Consider the following 16876-nt stretch of genomic DNA (forward strand, 5'->3'; position numbering starts at 1 on the left):
AAAATACTAATATAAAGCTATTATGCAAGTAACTCTAGTTTTGGCAATGCTTTATTATTTAACTTAAATAATTGATTAAAATTGTGCTACTCAATTACATTTAAAACACTTGTTTTAACACCAATTTAACACTCTTAATTCAATTGTACCATAAATTTTTCAAATAGACCAAATACCACATTTTTTATGGGTGTAAATTGCACCCCGAAATCTATTTTAATTTATGAAAACAACTATTCAATATTTAACAACCTTTGCTTTATTAATGAGCTTTACCTTTTCTTTTGGGCAACTAAAAGGTAAAATTGTAGACGAAACAAACACCCCTTTAGAGTATGCAACCGCTGCTATTTTTAACCAAAACACGCAAGAACTAATTACAGGTGTTATTACTAATATAGATGGCGAGTTCACTTTTGAAAACCTAAAAAAAGGCACATATTATATTGAAGCATCTTTTATTGGTTATGATGTTACAACCTTAAAAAATATAACAATTACCAATACAAAAAGCACCACAAATTTGGGTATTTTACAATTAAAACTTGGCAATGCGTTAAACGAAGTTGTAGTACAAGCAGAACGCGCTACCGTTGTAAATAAAATTGACAGGCAAGTTTTTGATGCCGAAAAATTTAAAAATACTCAAGGAGGCTCTGGTGTTGATGTTATTAGAAACCTACCATCTGTAAGTATTGATGGCCAAGGTGAAATTAATGTAAGAGGTAGCTCTGGTTTTGTAGTTTTACTTAATGGAAAACCAACACAGGGTAACGCAAGCGCATTAATAGCGCAATTACCTGCTAATGCTATTGAACGTGTTGAAGTTATTACAGCTCCTTCAGCTAAATATGACCCCGAAGGAAAAGCAGGTTTAATTAACATAATTACCAAAAAAGGCGCTACAAATGGCGCATTTGGCCAAATAAACATTAAAGGTGGTTTACCTTCTATTGAAACGTATGACAATGACAAAGCGCACCAACGATACGGTATTGATGGTACTTACAACATGCGAAATGATAAATGGAATGTTTCTTTAGGCGCAAGCTACCAACGTAACGATTTAGGCGGAAGACGCGAAGGTAATGTTTTCACCATTATTAATAATACGCGCACACAATTTCCATCAACTGGCGAACGTAGTTTTGATGAAGAAAACTATAGCGGACGCTTTACTGTAGATTTCACTCCTAATGATAATAACACATTCTCTTTAGGCTTTTTTGCCGGTAAACGCAGTAAAGACAGGTTAGCTGATATTGTGTATTTTGATAACCACGCCATAACACCTGCCAATGGCACTGATGCTGATAGAGATTATACATTTCAATATTTCAATCATAACTTAAGAATTAGAAAAAGTGATTTTGCTTTGGGTAGTTTTGATTATGCACACACCTTTAATAACAACTCTAAATTATCTACATCATTTTTATACGAATACACACTGTTAGGTGGCCCAACCGTTAACCAAAATTTAGGACATCCTGATAATTCAATTCTTTATCAAGATGAATACAACACTAATGACAACCCATTAAACGGTTTACGCGCACAAATAGATTATAGTTTTAAACCTTTTTCTTTTGGTACTTTAGAAACTGGATATCAATACAGAAATTTAGATCATACAGGCGATTTTGTATATGAAAGACGCACAGATTTTAATGATGATTTTGTATTAGTTCCAGAATTTTCAAGTGAAGTTAACTTAAAACGAAGCATTCACTCTGTTTACGCACAACTTACAGGCAAAAAAGGAAAATGGGATTACAGCGCTGGCGCCAGAGTTGAAGTTAGTGATAGAACTTTAGATTTAAAAGATAAAGCCAACACCATAGATGAAACCTATGAATATGACTTTACAAAACTATATCCTTCGGCCTCTATTCAATATGAAATAAATGATAAAACAAACATTAAAGCCGCTTATAGCAAACGTGTAGAGCGTACAACAACTTTTAAAATGAATCCGTTCCCTGAGCGTGAACACTCTGAAACCTTAGAACAAGGAGACCCAAACCTTAAACCAGAATTTATTGATTTAGTTGAACTTGGTATTACTAAAAAAATAAAAGGCGGTAATTCTATTTTTGCTACAGGCTACTTCAGAAACGTAAAAAACTTAGTAAACAGAGTAAATACCACTTATAATGACACTATTTTAAATAGAATTTATTCAAATGTTGGTAATGCCAAAGCTATTGGTATTGAAGTTGGCGCCAACCTAAAACCAACAAAAAACTGGAGTAATTTTATTGGTGCAAATATTTACAACTATAAAATTGATGGCGAGTTTGATAATAGAGATGTAAACTCAAAAGCTACCATGTATTCAATAAACTTAAATTCTACTTACAGTTTTTGGGAAAATGCCTCGCTTCAATTCACCTTCAATTATTTATCTGATAGAGTTACAGCACAAGGTGAAGACTCGCGTTACTATTCACCTAACTTAACTTTTCAAAAGGCGTTTTTAAATAATAGGTTAACCGCTACCCTACAGTGGCAAAATATTGATATGGGACTTTTAGATACTAATGAGCAACGCATTACAACCTTTAGGCCCAATGAGTTTTACACCACAACAAATTACATTTACGAGGTAGATATGGTTACACTAAACTTAACCTACACCTTTAAAAACGGTAAAAACAAAGCTAAATTTATTGATAGTGAATTTGGTAAAAGAGAGTTTTAAAACACACACTTAATAATTTTTTTTAATAGCGATTTTTATTCAATAAAAATCGCTATTTGTGTTTTTAGGTATTTTAAAAACAACAATTAAACTATCTTTGTCCATTATAAAATAATACAATGCGTATAGATATTATTACCGTTTTACCAGAATTACTTAAAAGTCCGTTTGAAGCTTCAATTTTAAAAAGAGCCATTGATGCTAATTTGGTTGAAGTTCATTTTCACAATTTAAGAGATTATGCTACCGATAATTACAAAAGTATTGACGATTACCAATTTGGTGGTGGCGCAGGTATGGTTATGATGATTGAGCCTATTGACAAATGTATTTCTGGCTTAAAAGCCGAAAGACATTATGATGAAATAATTTACATGACACCCGATGGAGAAACCCTAAACCAAGGTATTGCCAATCAACTATCACTAAAAGAAAACATTATTATTTTATGCGGGCATTATAAAGGTGTAGACCAACGCGTGCGCGACCATTTTATAACCAAAGAAATATCTATAGGCGATTATGTTTTATCGGGTGGCGAATTAGGAGCTGCCGTACTTTGCGATGCTGTAATTAGGCTAATTCCAGGTGTTTTAGGCAATGAAACCTCTGCCTTAACCGATTCTTTTCAAGATAATTTATTAGCACCACCAATTTACACACGCCCAAGAGAATATAACGGATGGAAAGTACCCGAAATACTGTTTAGTGGTAATTTTCCTGAAATTGAAAAATGGCGCGAAAACAAAGCATACAAACGCACCCAAGAACGCAGACCCGATTTGTTAGATGAATAGTATTTCAAACACTAACATCTAACAATAAAACAAAAAACTAAACCTTTTACTTTCTACTTATAACTTTTTAATTATATTTGCAGCCAATTTCGGGTTAACCTCTGGCGAAAATCGTGAATGTTGTTCTGAATCAACCATTTATAAAATAAATACAAAGATGGAATCTTTAGTAAAATTTGTACAAGACGAATTTGTAACAAGAAAAGACTTACCAGAATTTAGTGCTGGTGATACTATTACTGTTTATTACGAAATTAAAGAGGGTAATAAAACAAGAACACAGTTTTTTAAAGGTGTTGTAATACAACGTAGAGGATCTGGTGCTTCAGAAACTTTTACAATTAGAAAAATGTCTGGTTCTATTGGTGTTGAGCGTATCTTCCCTGTAAACTTACCTGCATTACAAAAAGTTGAAGTTAACAAACGTGGTAAAGTACGTAGAGCTCGTATTTTCTACTTTAGAGGTCTTACTGGTAAAAAAGCTAGAATTAAAGAGCTTAGAAACAAGTAAAATTTCTACAAAAACATATAAAAAAAGCCTTGATTATAAAATCAAGGCTTTTTTAGTTATTAACAAAAGTTGACAACTGTAGTTTATAACCTGTTGATATTTAAATATTTAAAAAACGTTATTTTACACCAAAATGTTCTATATTTACAATAGATACACAAATAAATAATATTGTTTTCATTTCAAAATTATAAAAGTGCATCTAAATAATGTAACGTTCTTTATTACACTATTGTTTTTCTAGGTTTTAAAGCATCATGTGTATGTGTGATTATTTAAAAACCATGATACTATATTTAAACTGTATATTATGAAAATTAAATACAAAATATAGTTGAAAGCTTAAACACCAGTACATTCTGTAAATTAAGCAATGCTATTCTTTTAGTTTAACTAAGTAAAAAGACTAATAGCATTAAGAAAAACAATACTTTTGAGCATTTGGTAATTAGGTCAATACATTTTGAAAATTAACAAATGTTCCTCCTTGAAATAGCTTTTAAGCTTTTCAAAGAAAAAGCCATATCAAAGCAGATTAAATTCTACAGTGATATGGCTTTTGTTTTTTAACAAACAAAGCTCCTTTTCGTTACAAAAAAAGTAGTGGCTAACCAGTTTTTTACCATTATAACAATTATATCTTTCTTAACATTTTCATTTAGTAATTAGGCTGTTATATCTAGTCTAATTTTGTATATTCGCATCGCTAAAAATGTATCTTCTATTTATCCAACAATTTTTAGCAACCATTTTAAACAAAAAAAGCAATACTAATGTCTAAAATTATTTATACAAAAACCGATGAAGCTCCGGCTTTAGCAACACGTTCTTTTTTACCTATAGTTCAGGCTTTTGTTAAGTCTGCAGGAATTAACATAGAAACCAAAGATATTTCTTTGGCCGCTAGAATTTTAGCTGTTTTTCCAGACTATTTAAACGAAGATCAGCGTGTTCCAGATGATTTGGCATTGCTAGGTGAATTAGCTAAAAAACCAGAAGCTAATATTATAAAATTACCTAACATTAGTGCTTCTATTCCGCAGTTAAAAGGTGCTATAAAAGAATTACAATCTAAAGGTTTTGCAGTTCCTGATTACCCAAATGAACCGCAAAACGACACTGAAAAGGATATAAAAAACCGCTACGATAAAATTAAAGGTAGTGCCGTAAACCCTGTTTTACGTGAAGGAAACTCTGATAGACGCGCACCTAAAGCAGTAAAAAACTACGCAAAAAAGAATCCGCATTCTATGGGTGAATGGACTAGCGATTCTAAAACACACGTAGCCACCATGCAAGACAATGATTTTGCACACAACGAAAAATCTGTAACACTACCCAAGGCTACAAATATTAAAATTGTACATACTGATGTAAACGGAACTGAAACCGTTTTAAAAGATAGTTTCCCAATTTTAGAAGGCGAAATTATTGATGCAACAGTAATGAACAAAAAAGCATTAGTAAGCTTTTTAGAAGCCCAAGTAGCTGATGCTAGAGAAAAAAACATTCTTTTTTCGCTACACATGAAAGGTACCATGATGAAGGTAAGCGACCCAATTATTTTTGGGCATGCAGTAAAAGCTTACTTTAAAAATGTATTTGAAAAATATGGTGAAACTTTAGAAAACATAGGCGTAAATGTAAACTCTGGTTTAGGAAACTTACTAGAGCGCATTAACGAATTACCTGCCAATAAAAAAGCTGAAATTGAAGCCGAAATTGAAGCTACCTACAAAAACGGACCTTCAATTGCTATGGTAAATTCAGATAAAGGTATAACAAACTTACACGTACCAAGTGATGTAATTATTGATGCCTCAATGCCAGCAATGATTAGAACATCAGGAAAAATGTGGAACGCTAAAGGTGAATTACAAGATACAAAAGCAATTATTCCAGATAGTAGTTATGCAGGTGTTTATGCTGCAACTATAGATTTCTGTAAAAAACACGGTGCTTTTGATCCTACAACAATGGGAACTGTTCCTAACGTTGGCTTAATGGCTCAAAAAGCTGAGGAATACGGATCGCATGATAAAACTTTTGAAATTGAAGCTAACGGAACAGTATCTGTAATTGATGCTGCTGGTAACACATTAATGCAACACAACGTTGAAACTGGAGATATTTGGCGTATGTGCCAAACTAAAGATGCTCCTATTCAAGACTGGGTAAAACTAGCTGTTACACGTGCAAAAGCTTCTGAAACTCCTGCTGTGTTCTGGTTAGATGAAAACAGAGCTCATGATGCAGAACTTATTAAAAAAGTAAACACATACTTAAAAGATCATGACACAAACGGATTAGATTTAAGAATTTTAGCACCTATTGATGCTACGCTTTTCACTTGTGAAAGAATTAAAAATGGCGAAGACACTATATCTGTTACAGGAAACGTTTTACGTGATTATTTAACAGATTTATTCCCAATTTTAGAAGTTGGTACCAGTGCTAAAATGCTATCAATTGTACCATTAATGAATGGTGGTGGTTTATTTGAAACTGGTGCTGGTGGATCTGCTCCAAAACACGTTGACCAATTAGTAGAAGAAAACCACTTACGTTGGGATTCTTTAGGTGAATTTTTAGCCTTAGCGGTTTCTTTAGAGCATTTTTCTGAAGTTAACAATAACACCAAAGCTAAAATTTTAGGTGAAGCTTTAGATGACGCCACTGAAAAACTATTAGAAAACAAAAAAGGCCCTTCTAGAAAAGCTGGTGAGTTAGATAACAGAGGCAGTCATTTTTACCTTGCTATGTATTGGGCCGAAGCTTTAGCTAGCCAAAATGAAGATGCTACTTTAAAAGAAGAGTTTAAAACCATTGCAACGGCATTAGCTAATAATGAAAACACCATTGTTAATGAGTTAAACAGCATACAAGGTAACCCCACAAATATTGATGGTTATTACATACCTAACGAGGCTCTAACTAGTAAAGTTATGAGACCAAGTGAAACATTTAATAAAATAATAGGTTAAACAAAAAGCCTAACAACTTGTTAAAAGCTCCTTTTCTAGGAGCTTTTTTTATACATTTATAAAAAATTGTTATTGCATGAAAATCTCATATTTATGGGTACTCTCCATTTTTTTCTGTTTTTCAATTAATGCGCAAGAAAAATTTACGTTAAGCGGCTCCATTTCCGAAGAAAAAAGTAACGAGACACTTATTGGTGTAAACATTATTTTTCCCGATTTGCAAACCGGTATAACTACAAATGAATATGGTTTCTTTTCAATAACGCTACCAAAGGGTACTTATAAAATGATAATTAGCTATTTAGGCTACACTACCCTTACTGATACTATTCAGCTTAATACTGATATTACCAAAAACTTCAGTTTAAAAAATGCCATTGAAGATTTAGATGCCGTTGTAATTACCGAAAACATTGAAAAATTAAGTATAAAAAAGCCACAAATGAGCGTTAACAAGCTCACGTCTTCAACAATTAAAGAAATTCCGGTTGTTATGGGTGAAGCTGATATTATAAAAGCCATTACCCTTTTACCTGGTGTAACATCGGTTGGCGAAGGCGCTTCTGGCTTTAACGTACGTGGTGGTGCTGCAGACCAAAATTTAATTCTTTTAGATGAAGCTACTATTTACAATTCATCACATTTATTCGGATTATTTTCTGTGTTTAATCCAGATGCCATTAAAGATTTAAGTCTTTACAAAGGCGGAATACCTGCACGCTATGGCGGACGCGTTTCTTCGGTTTTAGATATTTATCAAAAAGAAGGAAATAGTAAAGAATTTCACATGAATGGTGGCATTGGTTTAGTTTCTAGCAGGTTATTGGCCGAAGGCCCTTTAAAAAAGGACAAAGGTTCTTTTTTATTAGGTGGAAGATCTAGTTACGCGCACCTATTTTTACCACTTTTTGATATTGAAAACAAGGCCTATTTTTACGATTTAAACACCAAATTAAGCTATAAATTAAACAGTAAAAACAATATTTACTTATCAGGTTATTTTGGAAGAGATGTGTTTAGTATTGAAGATACTTTTGAAAACACCTACGGCAATACGGTTTTAAATTTTAGATGGAACCACCTGTTTTCTGATAAGCTTTTTTCAAACTTATCACTCATTTATTCAGATTACGACTATAATTTAAAACTTAATTTTGTTGAGTTTGATTGGATATCCGGTATTAGAAACTTCAACATTAAATATGATTTTAAACATTACCTTAACAACAAAATAAAACTTCAATATGGCTTAAATAGTATTTATCATAAATTTAATCCAGGTGAAATTAACCCAACATCATCTAGTTCAGGTATTAATCCATTTAAACTAATAGATAAATATGCATTTGAAAACGCTTTATATTTTGATGTTGAACATAAAATAAGCAAAAAGCTAGCACTTTCATACGGCCTACGCTTAAGTTCGTTTTTAAGGTTAGGGCAAGATGAACTTAACGTTTACCAAAATAACCAAGCTGTAGTTTTTAATAACGATTTAAAAATTTACGAAAAAGCCACACCTACAGATACTCAATTCTTTAAACGTAGTGATGTTATTGAAAGCTTTTTTAACCTAGAACCACGATTTTCTTTAGCTTATCAGTTAAACAATACAAGCTCTGTAAAGGCCAGTTATAACAAAATGTATCAGTATTTACATTTGCTATCAAACACCAACGCACCAACGCCTTTAGATATTTGGACACCCAGTGGCAAATACATAAAACCGCAAGAGTTGCACCAATATGCTGTTGGCTATTTTAAAGATTTTAATGATAATTTATTTTCATTAGAAGTTGAAAGCTTTTACAAAACCATAAAAAACCGAATAGATTACATTGATGGTGCCGATTTAATTGCTAACAACGCCATTGAACAAGTTATTTTAAACGGTAATGCCAGAGCTTATGGTTTAGAATTTTTATTTAGAAAAAACGAAGGACGTTTTAAAGGTTGGTTAGCCTACACGCTTTCAAAATCTGAGCAACAAACAAAAGGCAGAACACCCAATGAAATAGGTATTAACAATGGCCAGTGGTACAATACACCTTATGATAAAACTCATGATATTTCAATTACATCAAGCTATAATTTAAGCAATCGTATAAAATTAAATGCTAATTTTTTGTTTCAAACCGGGCAACCAGTAACGTTTCCAAACAGCCAATATGAATATAACGGTGTAAATATTCCTAATTTTGGTGCACGTAATGAAAACAGGTTGCCGTCTTACAACAGGTTAGATATTGCGGTAAATTATACCCCTAAACAAAAACGCGAAAAAAACTGGAAAAACTACTGGGTATTTAGTATTTACAACGTTTACAACAGAAAAAATGCAGCATCTATTTCCTTTGGAAAAAACTTTGATAAAATGCAAAATGAAGCTACAAGACTTACCATTTTTGGTATAGTGCCATCTGTTTCTTATAATTTTAAGTTTTAACATCATGAAAAAAATAATAACCTTATTAACTCTATTTTGTTTAATGTTTTCTTGTGAAGATGTTATTGATGTAGATTTAGAAAACACGCCACCAAGATTAGTAATTGATGCAACACTCTCTTGGGAAAAAGGCACTACAGGTAATGAACAAGAAATAAAATTAAGCCTAACCGCACCCTATTTTGATGTTAATATACCACCTGCAACCGGCGCAATTGTTACAGTTACTGATGCTGATAACAATACCTTTACTTTTAATGAAGAGTTTCAAGGTTCTTATAAAAACTACAATTTTGCGCCCATAATTAACATGGAATATAAGCTTACTGTAATTTACGAAAACCAAACCTATACAGCTACAGAAACCTTAATGCCCGTTGTTCCTATTGATTTTGTGGAACAAAATGATAATGGTGGTTTTTCGGGTGAAGATATTGAAATAAAGGCCTATTATACTGATCCTGCAAACCAAGAAAACTATTATTTATTTGAATTTGGTAACCATGGAAATATGCCAACCCTTGAGGTTTATGACGATGAGTTTAATAACGGAAATCAAATTTTTGGATTTTATGTTGATGAAGATTTAAAAAAAGATGACCAGTTAAGAATAAAACTATCTGGCATTTCACAACGTTGTTATAACTATATTTTTGTGCTTTTACAACAAACCGATGACGAAACAGGTGATCCTTTTGAAACCCAACCAGCCACCGTTAGGGGTAATTGCGTTAATGAAACCACCCCTGAAAACTATCCGTTAGGCTATTTTAGAGTTACCGAAACTGATGTTTTTACCTACACCGTTCAATAAATTAATGTATTTTTGAACTCATGAAATTTACTAAAACCACTGAACAAGATTCTAATTACAATCACTTAGAAAAAATGAGTGTAATAGAATTGTTAACCAACATTAACAATGAAGACAAAACAGTACCGCTTGCTGTTGAAAAAGCATTACCACAAATAGAAATTTTAGTTTCTGAAATTGTAAAAAAACTAAAAACAGGCGGACGCTTGTTTTATATTGGTGCAGGCACAAGTGGGCGTTTGGGCATTGTTGATGCTTCGGAATGTCCACCAACTTTTGGAGTAGATCATGGTTTAGTAATAGGACTAATTGCTGGTGGTGATACAGCCATTAGAAAAGCCGTTGAATTTGCTGAAGACTCTACAACCCTTGGTTGGCAAGATCTTCAAAACCATAACATTTCAAGTAATGATGTTGTTATTGGTATTGCTGCTTCGGGCACCACGCCTTATGTTATTTCAGCTTTAAAAAAATGCAATGAAAACAATATTGTAACTGGCTGTATTACTTGTAATCATAACAGTCCGTTGTCTAAAACAGCCCAGCTTCCTATTGAAGCTATTGTTGGGCCAGAATTTGTTACAGGAAGCTCTAGAATGAAAGCTGGTACAGCACAAAAACTCGTGTTAAACATGATTACTACTGCCAGCATGATTCAATTGGGGCATGTAAAAGGGAACAAAATGGTTGATATGCAACTTAGCAACAACAAATTAGTTGATAGAGGCACAAAAATGATAATGAAAGAACTTAATATTCCTGAAAACCAAGCACAACAATTACTAAAAAAATACGGTAGTGTGCGTTTAGCTATTAATAATTATAATGACCAAAACTAATAGAACCGATAAAGATATACTTGTAAAAGGCATTAAATTTATGGCTGGTTCTTTAGGCTGTATGTTTTTAGGGCCAACCTTAATATATATTTCTCAAACAAGTATAAAAAAACCTATTGATGCCGTAATTTTAATTATTGGAATTTTAGTAGCTATAACAGCTGTAGTTTTAGCTTTTAAAGGCATTAATACTATTTTAAATAGTATGTTTAAAAAGAAATAATTAAGAAACCTTTACATTTTTAGGTGTTGTTGGGTTGTAACCAAAACTACTATCATTAAAACTAATTTTTAAACCTTCAAGAATATAGTTTATAATAGCATAATGATGAATGGTGTGGCTATTGGCTTGCGAAAATAGTGAAGCCATGGTATAATGCATTTCAATTTTGCCCATACCCAAATCATCAATAACCTTTACGGTTGTTTCCATTTCTAAATTAAAAGATTTCAAATTATTTTCAATAGAAAATAAATAATCAAGCGCTTTACTACAAGCACATTCTACAGCTTTATTTCTACTTCTTGCAGTTAAGTCTATAACTTCACCTTTATGAGCTTTAAAAATACAATCATAAAAATCTAAAATATGCCTAATATGGCAACCTATGCTTGAATAGTAAGGAGAAATAGAAGCATTTTGTAATTGTTCATTGGATAATTGCACTAATAAGAATCTAGACTTTTCAAGGGTTTTTAAGGTAGCTGCAATAATTTTATCCATAGAAACTAAAATAGTTAAATAATTTGAATTGGAAAATTTTTGATGTTAGTCCGTTTAAATTTCAATAACTTACTCCTTATTTCCTTTTTTAAAAATTAAAGTTTTATGGTTTTCAAATAACGCCTTGTATTCTAACAAGATTTCAATGTTTTCAGCTTCAAAATCTTTTTTTGTGTGTTTATAATTTGAAATAACTATGCCATTTTCATTTTCAGTTAAAAATTTATGAATAGCCTCTTTGGTTTCAAAAACTTCAAAAGTTTGTTTATAATTTATAGGAAAAGCAGCATCTAAACGCTTATATGCAACAATTTTTGATTGTTTTGGAATAATTCCAAATGATTTTTCAACGGGGTTTAAAACAATTAATTTAGGGTAAATAACTCCAAAAATTATCATACCTAAAATCACCCAGGTTAACCCAATAATTGCTATACTTTTTTTTAATTGTGTTTTCTTAATAAAATAATAGCCACTAAAAGCGCCTATTAAAGCAATTGCAACCAATAAACTGTACCATTTTATTGGTTGCAATTGCTTTTCAATACTAAACGCAATAAATGCACCTATGGGTAAACAAACAGAAATTAAAATAAGGGCAATACTACTCCATTTATACCATTTTACAGGTTCTTTATTTTTAATTATTCTTTGTAAATAATGCGCTATTAAAACAGCTAAAAAAGGATAACAAGGCATAGTATAATTGGGCAGTTTTGTACCTGAAATACTAAAAAACACAATAAAAACGGCAGATGTAATAAGCCCAAATAAAACAAACGTATTTTTTCTATGCAACCAAGCGTTTTTAAAACCTTGAATTATATACACTGAAAATGGCAAGAGCCCTAAAACTACAAAAGCCCAAGTAATTAAAAATATACCTCCGTGCCCTTCCATTTTACTACTAAACCTATTTATATTATGGTTTAAAAAAAAGCCTTCGGTAAATAATCCACCGGTAGCTTTATGCACTACAAAAAACCAAGGTATAGCAATAATAAGAGTTACCAAACCACCTAAAACGGGGTAATAATTAAACAGTTTTTTAGTGAATAATTCTTTTTTAAATATTAGAAAAATAAGAATTATTAAACCTGGTAATGCTATTGCTACTGGGCCTTTACTAAGTGTGCCTAAACCTAAACATATATAAAAAAGCAATAAAAATATTTTGTTTCTATTAATGTAAAAATCTAGAAAACAAAACAAACCCATACTTATAAAAAATATTAAATAAGGATCTGGTACAGCTTGGTGAAACACTTGCACAAAAAACACACTACTAATAAGTACAAACCACGTTAATATGGCTGTTTGTTTATTAAACAATTTTGCTACAAAATAAAAAGTTCCGGTTATTGTAAGTGCTCCAAAAACCGATGAAAAAAAACGAGCAGCAAAAGCATTTACTCCAAAAATTTTATAGCTTAACATCATAAAAAAATAATGCAATGGTGGTTTATCTGTACGTAAAACATCATTAAAAGTTGGTATAATAAATGTATTATTCATTAACATTTCTCTGGCTGCCTCACTGTTTTTAGCTTCATCTAAAATATAAATAGGAAAGGCATGTATAAAAAACCCACATATAATTAAGCTAATTATAAAAACACTTAGTAATTTCTTATCATTAAGAATACGTTCTAATAGCATAAAAGAAATAATTTTGATGTTTAGTTCATCAAATTAAATGTATTATGACATTTTCAAAATTAGATTATGGTTACCTTTCTGTTATTATTCCAGTTTATAATGAAGAAGATAATGTGGCCTTATTAACCAAGCGTATAGATAATGCTTTAAAAGGATTTCAATATGAAATTATTTTTATTGACGATTTTTCTACTGATTATACAAGAGTGAATATTTTGAAAATGAATTTACCCCATGTAACTTTAATAGAACTTAGAAAAAACTACGGGCAAAGTTTAGCGCTATCGGCTGGTATTGATGCGGCGAAAGGCGATTATATTATTACAATGGATGGCGATTTACAGAATGACCCAACCGATATTCCTGCCATGTTACAAAAATTAAAAGCTGAACATTGGGATGTAGTAACGGGAATTAGAGCCAAAAGAAAAGATAATTTTGTAAGAACTATACCTTCTAAAATTGCAAATTTTATTATTAGAAAAGCCACAAAATTAGATTTAAAAGACCAAGGATGTGCCCTTAAAATTTTCACTAAAGAAATTGCAAAAGAACTCAATTTATATGGAGAAATGCACCGCTTCATAAATTTATCAGCCTTTTTAAATGGTGCTAAAATTGCGCAAGTACCGGTAAAACATCATGAAAGGCAGTTTGGAAAATCTAAATACGGCTTAGGTAGAACTTTTAAAGTTGTAAACGATTTACTTTTAATTCTTTTTCAACGTAAATATTTACAAAGGCCCATGCATTTATTTGGTAATATGGGTTTAATATTTTTTGGAATTGGATCTGTAATAAACCTCTATTTTTTTATTTTGAAAATTCTAGGGCAAAACATTTGGGGTAAACCAATGCTTATTCTTGGCGTTATGATGGTTTTAATTGGTATTCAGTTTTTTACAATTGGGATTATAACAGATTTATTAATGAAAACCTATTTTGAATCTCAAAAGAAAAAACCGTATAAAATTAGAAAAATTTCAGCCTTTGAATCAAGAAAAACACATGAAGAAAATAAAATTATTTCTCAAATTATCGGTTAGTGTTTTTTTACTTTTTCTAGTTCTTCAAAAAATTGATATAAATCAAGTTTACAATTTATATAAAAAAAGTAATCTGCTTGTTTTACTACTAGCCGTAATTTTATTTGTTATATCTCAAGTTGTATCATCATACAGACTATTATCTATTTTTCACCATGCTGATTTCAAAATAAAATCGCAAACAAACCTCAAATTATATTTTGTTGGTATGTTTTACAATTTCTTTATTCCAGGTGGTATTGGTGGTGATGCCTACAAAGTATTCATTTTAAATAAATCATATAAATGGAAAATTAAAGCATTAAGTCAATGCGTAATTATAGACAGGTTAATAGGCCTAATTGCTATAACAACAATTACATTATTATTAGCTTCAACTCTGTCAATACTAAAGCCTTGGATGAATTATGTTTTAATTTTACTAGCTATTTTATCATTTTTTGCTGGTAAAATTATTACAGGTTACATTTTCAAAACATTAAAAAAAGTATTTAATAAAGGTTATTATTTATCACTAATTATTCAACTTTTACAATGTGCTTGTATATGTTGTTTAACATACGCAATAACAAAAGAAACAACCTTCATTCCTTATGTTATATTATTTTTAGTGTCTTCAGTATTATCTGTAGTATCATTTTCAGGCTTCGGAGTAAGAGAATTTGTATACCTACAAGCTTCATGTTATTTTTTTATAAATACAGAAATAGGTATAGCCGTAGGTTTAGCTTTTAACTTAATTACAGCTATAATATCGCTGTTAGGTGTTTATTATGCCATTTTTGGTATAAAATTTAAAGAAGAAAATATCACCTTAAATTAGGTTCTGCTAACGTTTCAGTTCTAACAAAAATGTCAAATATATTAGGAAATAAAAACCTGTTATACCATGGCTTTCTGTAGCTATTAACCAAAACATAGGCCATTACAGAAGATAAAACACCAAAAATAGAACCAAAATATACATCTATAAAAAAATGCTGAACCAAATAAATTCTAGATGCACCAACAAAAACAGACAATACCATTAACAACACAGTTACCAATCTATTATTTACAATTAAAGCTAAAAACGTACTTATAAAAAATATGGTTGCCGTGTGGCCAGACGGAAAAGTGCCAAAACTATATATTTTAACACCTTCCACTAAATTTAAAATAACAGAACCTTCATTGCTACCAAAATATTTAAAAGGTCTAAAACTACCATGCAAAATAACCTCTTTAAACATTAAAACAATAAATAATTGGATTAAAAAAGAAAGTAAAAATTGGTAAGTATACTTAATTTTAAAAAATAGTAACAATAAAATGCCAATAACAGCAATACTAAAGCCATTACCTATACTACTTAATATTTTAAAAATACCATCAAGAAAATATGAATGATTTCTATTAATAAACAATAAAACTGTTCCCTTTTCAAACAATATTAACGGAGTTATTAATAATAAAACACTTAAAAAAACCATTAATACATTAAACACATTTTTTTGTAACATATCTTTAAACTTATAACAGCTTAAAATTAAAATATTACCATAAAAAGGATGTAAAATATATTTTAAACAAATATTATTTAACAAGTATTAAATTAAATAAAGGTTAAGTCTAATAAATATAGCGTTTTTTTAAAAGTATTTAAAAATCGCGCTATGCGTTACTAGTTTTGTAAAACCATATATAAAAGTTTTACAAAAGCTAACCACTACTATCACTATTGCAGCCACCAGCCAAGGTAATTTTATAAACTACAATAAGTATCATTTGTTAAGTAAAATTACCTTAAGTATAAAGCAAAAAAAATCCCGATTCGTTAGAATCGGGATTCAAAAAAGGCAACGACCTACTCTCCCACAAATGTAGTACCATCGGCGCTAATGGGCTTAACTTCTCTGTTCGGAATGGTAAGAGGTGAGCCCCATCGCTATAACCACCTTAAATTTTAAGTTTCAAAGATTTAAGTTTTAAAGCTCTTAAAGTTATACACTTTATCACTTTTATACTTTTTACTTTCAAACTGCTACTTCGTAGCAAATATTTTAACATATTGAAAAAATTACATGAACTTTAATTACTAAACTCTTCTAAAAAAACAGGCGTACAATAAGCCTATGGGTTATTAGTACTACTCGGCTATGACATTACTGCCTTTACACCTGTAGCCTATCAACGTGGTCATCTCCCACGACCCTTTAAAGAAATCTCATCTTGTGGTGGGTTTCGCGCTTATATGCTTTCAGCGCTTATCCCTTCCCAACGTAGCTACTCTGCAATGCCACTGGCGTGACAACAGATACACCAGAGGTTAGTCCAACTCGGTCCTCTCGTACTAGAGTCAGATCCACTCAA

The 16876-nt window shown here is 31.1% G+C and carries 13 protein-coding genes and 2 rRNA genes (1 of these 15 running past the window's edge); 10 read left to right on the plus strand and 5 right to left on the minus strand.

Annotation, left to right across the window (positions count from 1 at the left end):
- The first annotated feature begins 223 nt into the window (after nt 1-223).
- From ACXAG4_RS00585 to ACXAG4_RS00620, 8 genes are all read left to right on the plus strand, one after another.
- Nucleotides 224-2704: a TonB-dependent receptor gene (locus ACXAG4_RS00585; protein WP_475294141.1), complete on the plus strand. Its 2481-nt coding sequence runs from the start codon at nt 224-226 to the stop codon at nt 2702-2704.
- Between the two features lie 119 nt (nt 2705-2823).
- Nucleotides 2824-3501: a tRNA (guanosine(37)-N1)-methyltransferase TrmD gene (gene trmD, locus ACXAG4_RS00590; protein WP_475294142.1), complete on the plus strand. Its 678-nt coding sequence runs from the start codon at nt 2824-2826 to the stop codon at nt 3499-3501.
- 157 nt (nt 3502-3658) lie between these two features.
- Nucleotides 3659-4012, plus strand: coding sequence for a 50S ribosomal protein L19 (gene rplS / locus ACXAG4_RS00595; RefSeq protein ID WP_147131071.1), 354 nt, complete (start codon nt 3659-3661; stop codon nt 4010-4012).
- A gap of 773 nt (nt 4013-4785) precedes the next feature.
- A complete protein-coding gene (locus ACXAG4_RS00600) occupies nt 4786-6996 on the plus strand; it encodes an NADP-dependent isocitrate dehydrogenase (protein ID WP_475294143.1) in 2211 nt (736 codons plus the stop codon).
- 76 nt (nt 6997-7072) lie between these two features.
- Complete coding sequence (locus ACXAG4_RS00605) at nt 7073-9442, plus strand: TonB-dependent receptor (RefSeq protein ID WP_475294144.1); 2370 nt, start codon at nt 7073-7075, stop codon at nt 9440-9442.
- 4 nt (nt 9443-9446) lie between these two features.
- Nucleotides 9447-10256, plus strand: coding sequence for a DUF4249 domain-containing protein (locus tag ACXAG4_RS00610; RefSeq protein WP_475294145.1), 810 nt, complete (start codon nt 9447-9449; stop codon nt 10254-10256).
- Nucleotides 10257-10276: 20 nt separating this feature from the next.
- A complete protein-coding gene (gene murQ, locus ACXAG4_RS00615) occupies nt 10277-11095 on the plus strand; it encodes an N-acetylmuramic acid 6-phosphate etherase (protein WP_475294146.1) in 819 nt (272 codons plus the stop codon).
- Nucleotides 11082-11318, plus strand: a complete 237-nt coding sequence (locus ACXAG4_RS00620) for a DUF6095 family protein (RefSeq protein ID WP_475294147.1) — start codon at nt 11082-11084, stop codon at nt 11316-11318. The genes murQ and ACXAG4_RS00620 overlap by 14 nt, the downstream gene beginning before the upstream one ends.
- Here ACXAG4_RS00620 and ACXAG4_RS00625 read toward each other — a convergent pair whose 3' ends face one another.
- Both ACXAG4_RS00625 and ACXAG4_RS00630 read right to left on the minus strand, forming a co-directional pair.
- Nucleotides 11319-11819 carry a hypothetical protein gene (locus ACXAG4_RS00625; RefSeq protein WP_475294148.1) on the minus strand — a complete coding sequence of 167 codons (501 nt, stop codon included), beginning with the start codon at nt 11817-11819 and terminating at the stop codon, nt 11319-11321.
- Nucleotides 11820-11888: 69 nt separating this feature from the next.
- Nucleotides 11889-13478, minus strand: a complete 1590-nt coding sequence (locus ACXAG4_RS00630) for an ArnT family glycosyltransferase (protein ID WP_475294149.1) — start codon at nt 13476-13478, stop codon at nt 11889-11891.
- Nucleotides 13479-13522: 44 nt separating this feature from the next.
- On the opposite strand from ACXAG4_RS00630, the gene ACXAG4_RS00635 reads away from it, so the two are divergent.
- Nucleotides 13523-14524: a glycosyltransferase family 2 protein gene (locus tag ACXAG4_RS00635; protein ID WP_475294150.1), complete on the plus strand. Its 1002-nt coding sequence runs from the start codon at nt 13523-13525 to the stop codon at nt 14522-14524.
- A complete protein-coding gene (locus ACXAG4_RS00640; protein ID WP_475294151.1) occupies nt 14487-15347 on the plus strand; it encodes a lysylphosphatidylglycerol synthase transmembrane domain-containing protein in 861 nt (286 codons plus the stop codon). Before ACXAG4_RS00635 ends, ACXAG4_RS00640 begins: the two co-directional genes overlap by 38 nt.
- On the opposite strand, the gene ACXAG4_RS00645 is transcribed toward ACXAG4_RS00640, so the two are convergent.
- From ACXAG4_RS00645 to ACXAG4_RS00655, 3 genes are all read right to left on the minus strand, one after another.
- Nucleotides 15334-16026 carry a phosphatase PAP2 family protein gene (locus ACXAG4_RS00645; RefSeq protein ID WP_475294152.1) on the minus strand — a complete coding sequence of 231 codons (693 nt, stop codon included), beginning with the start codon at nt 16024-16026 and terminating at the stop codon, nt 15334-15336. The genes ACXAG4_RS00640 and ACXAG4_RS00645 overlap by 14 nt on opposite strands.
- 331 nt (nt 16027-16357) lie before the next feature.
- A 5S ribosomal RNA gene (gene rrf / locus ACXAG4_RS00650) occupies nt 16358-16465 on the minus strand.
- A gap of 161 nt (nt 16466-16626) precedes the next feature.
- Nucleotides 16627-16876, minus strand: a 23S ribosomal RNA gene (locus tag ACXAG4_RS00655); it runs 2550 nt beyond the window's last position.

Source organism: Seonamhaeicola sp. ABD4_175 (assembly GCF_056160885.1).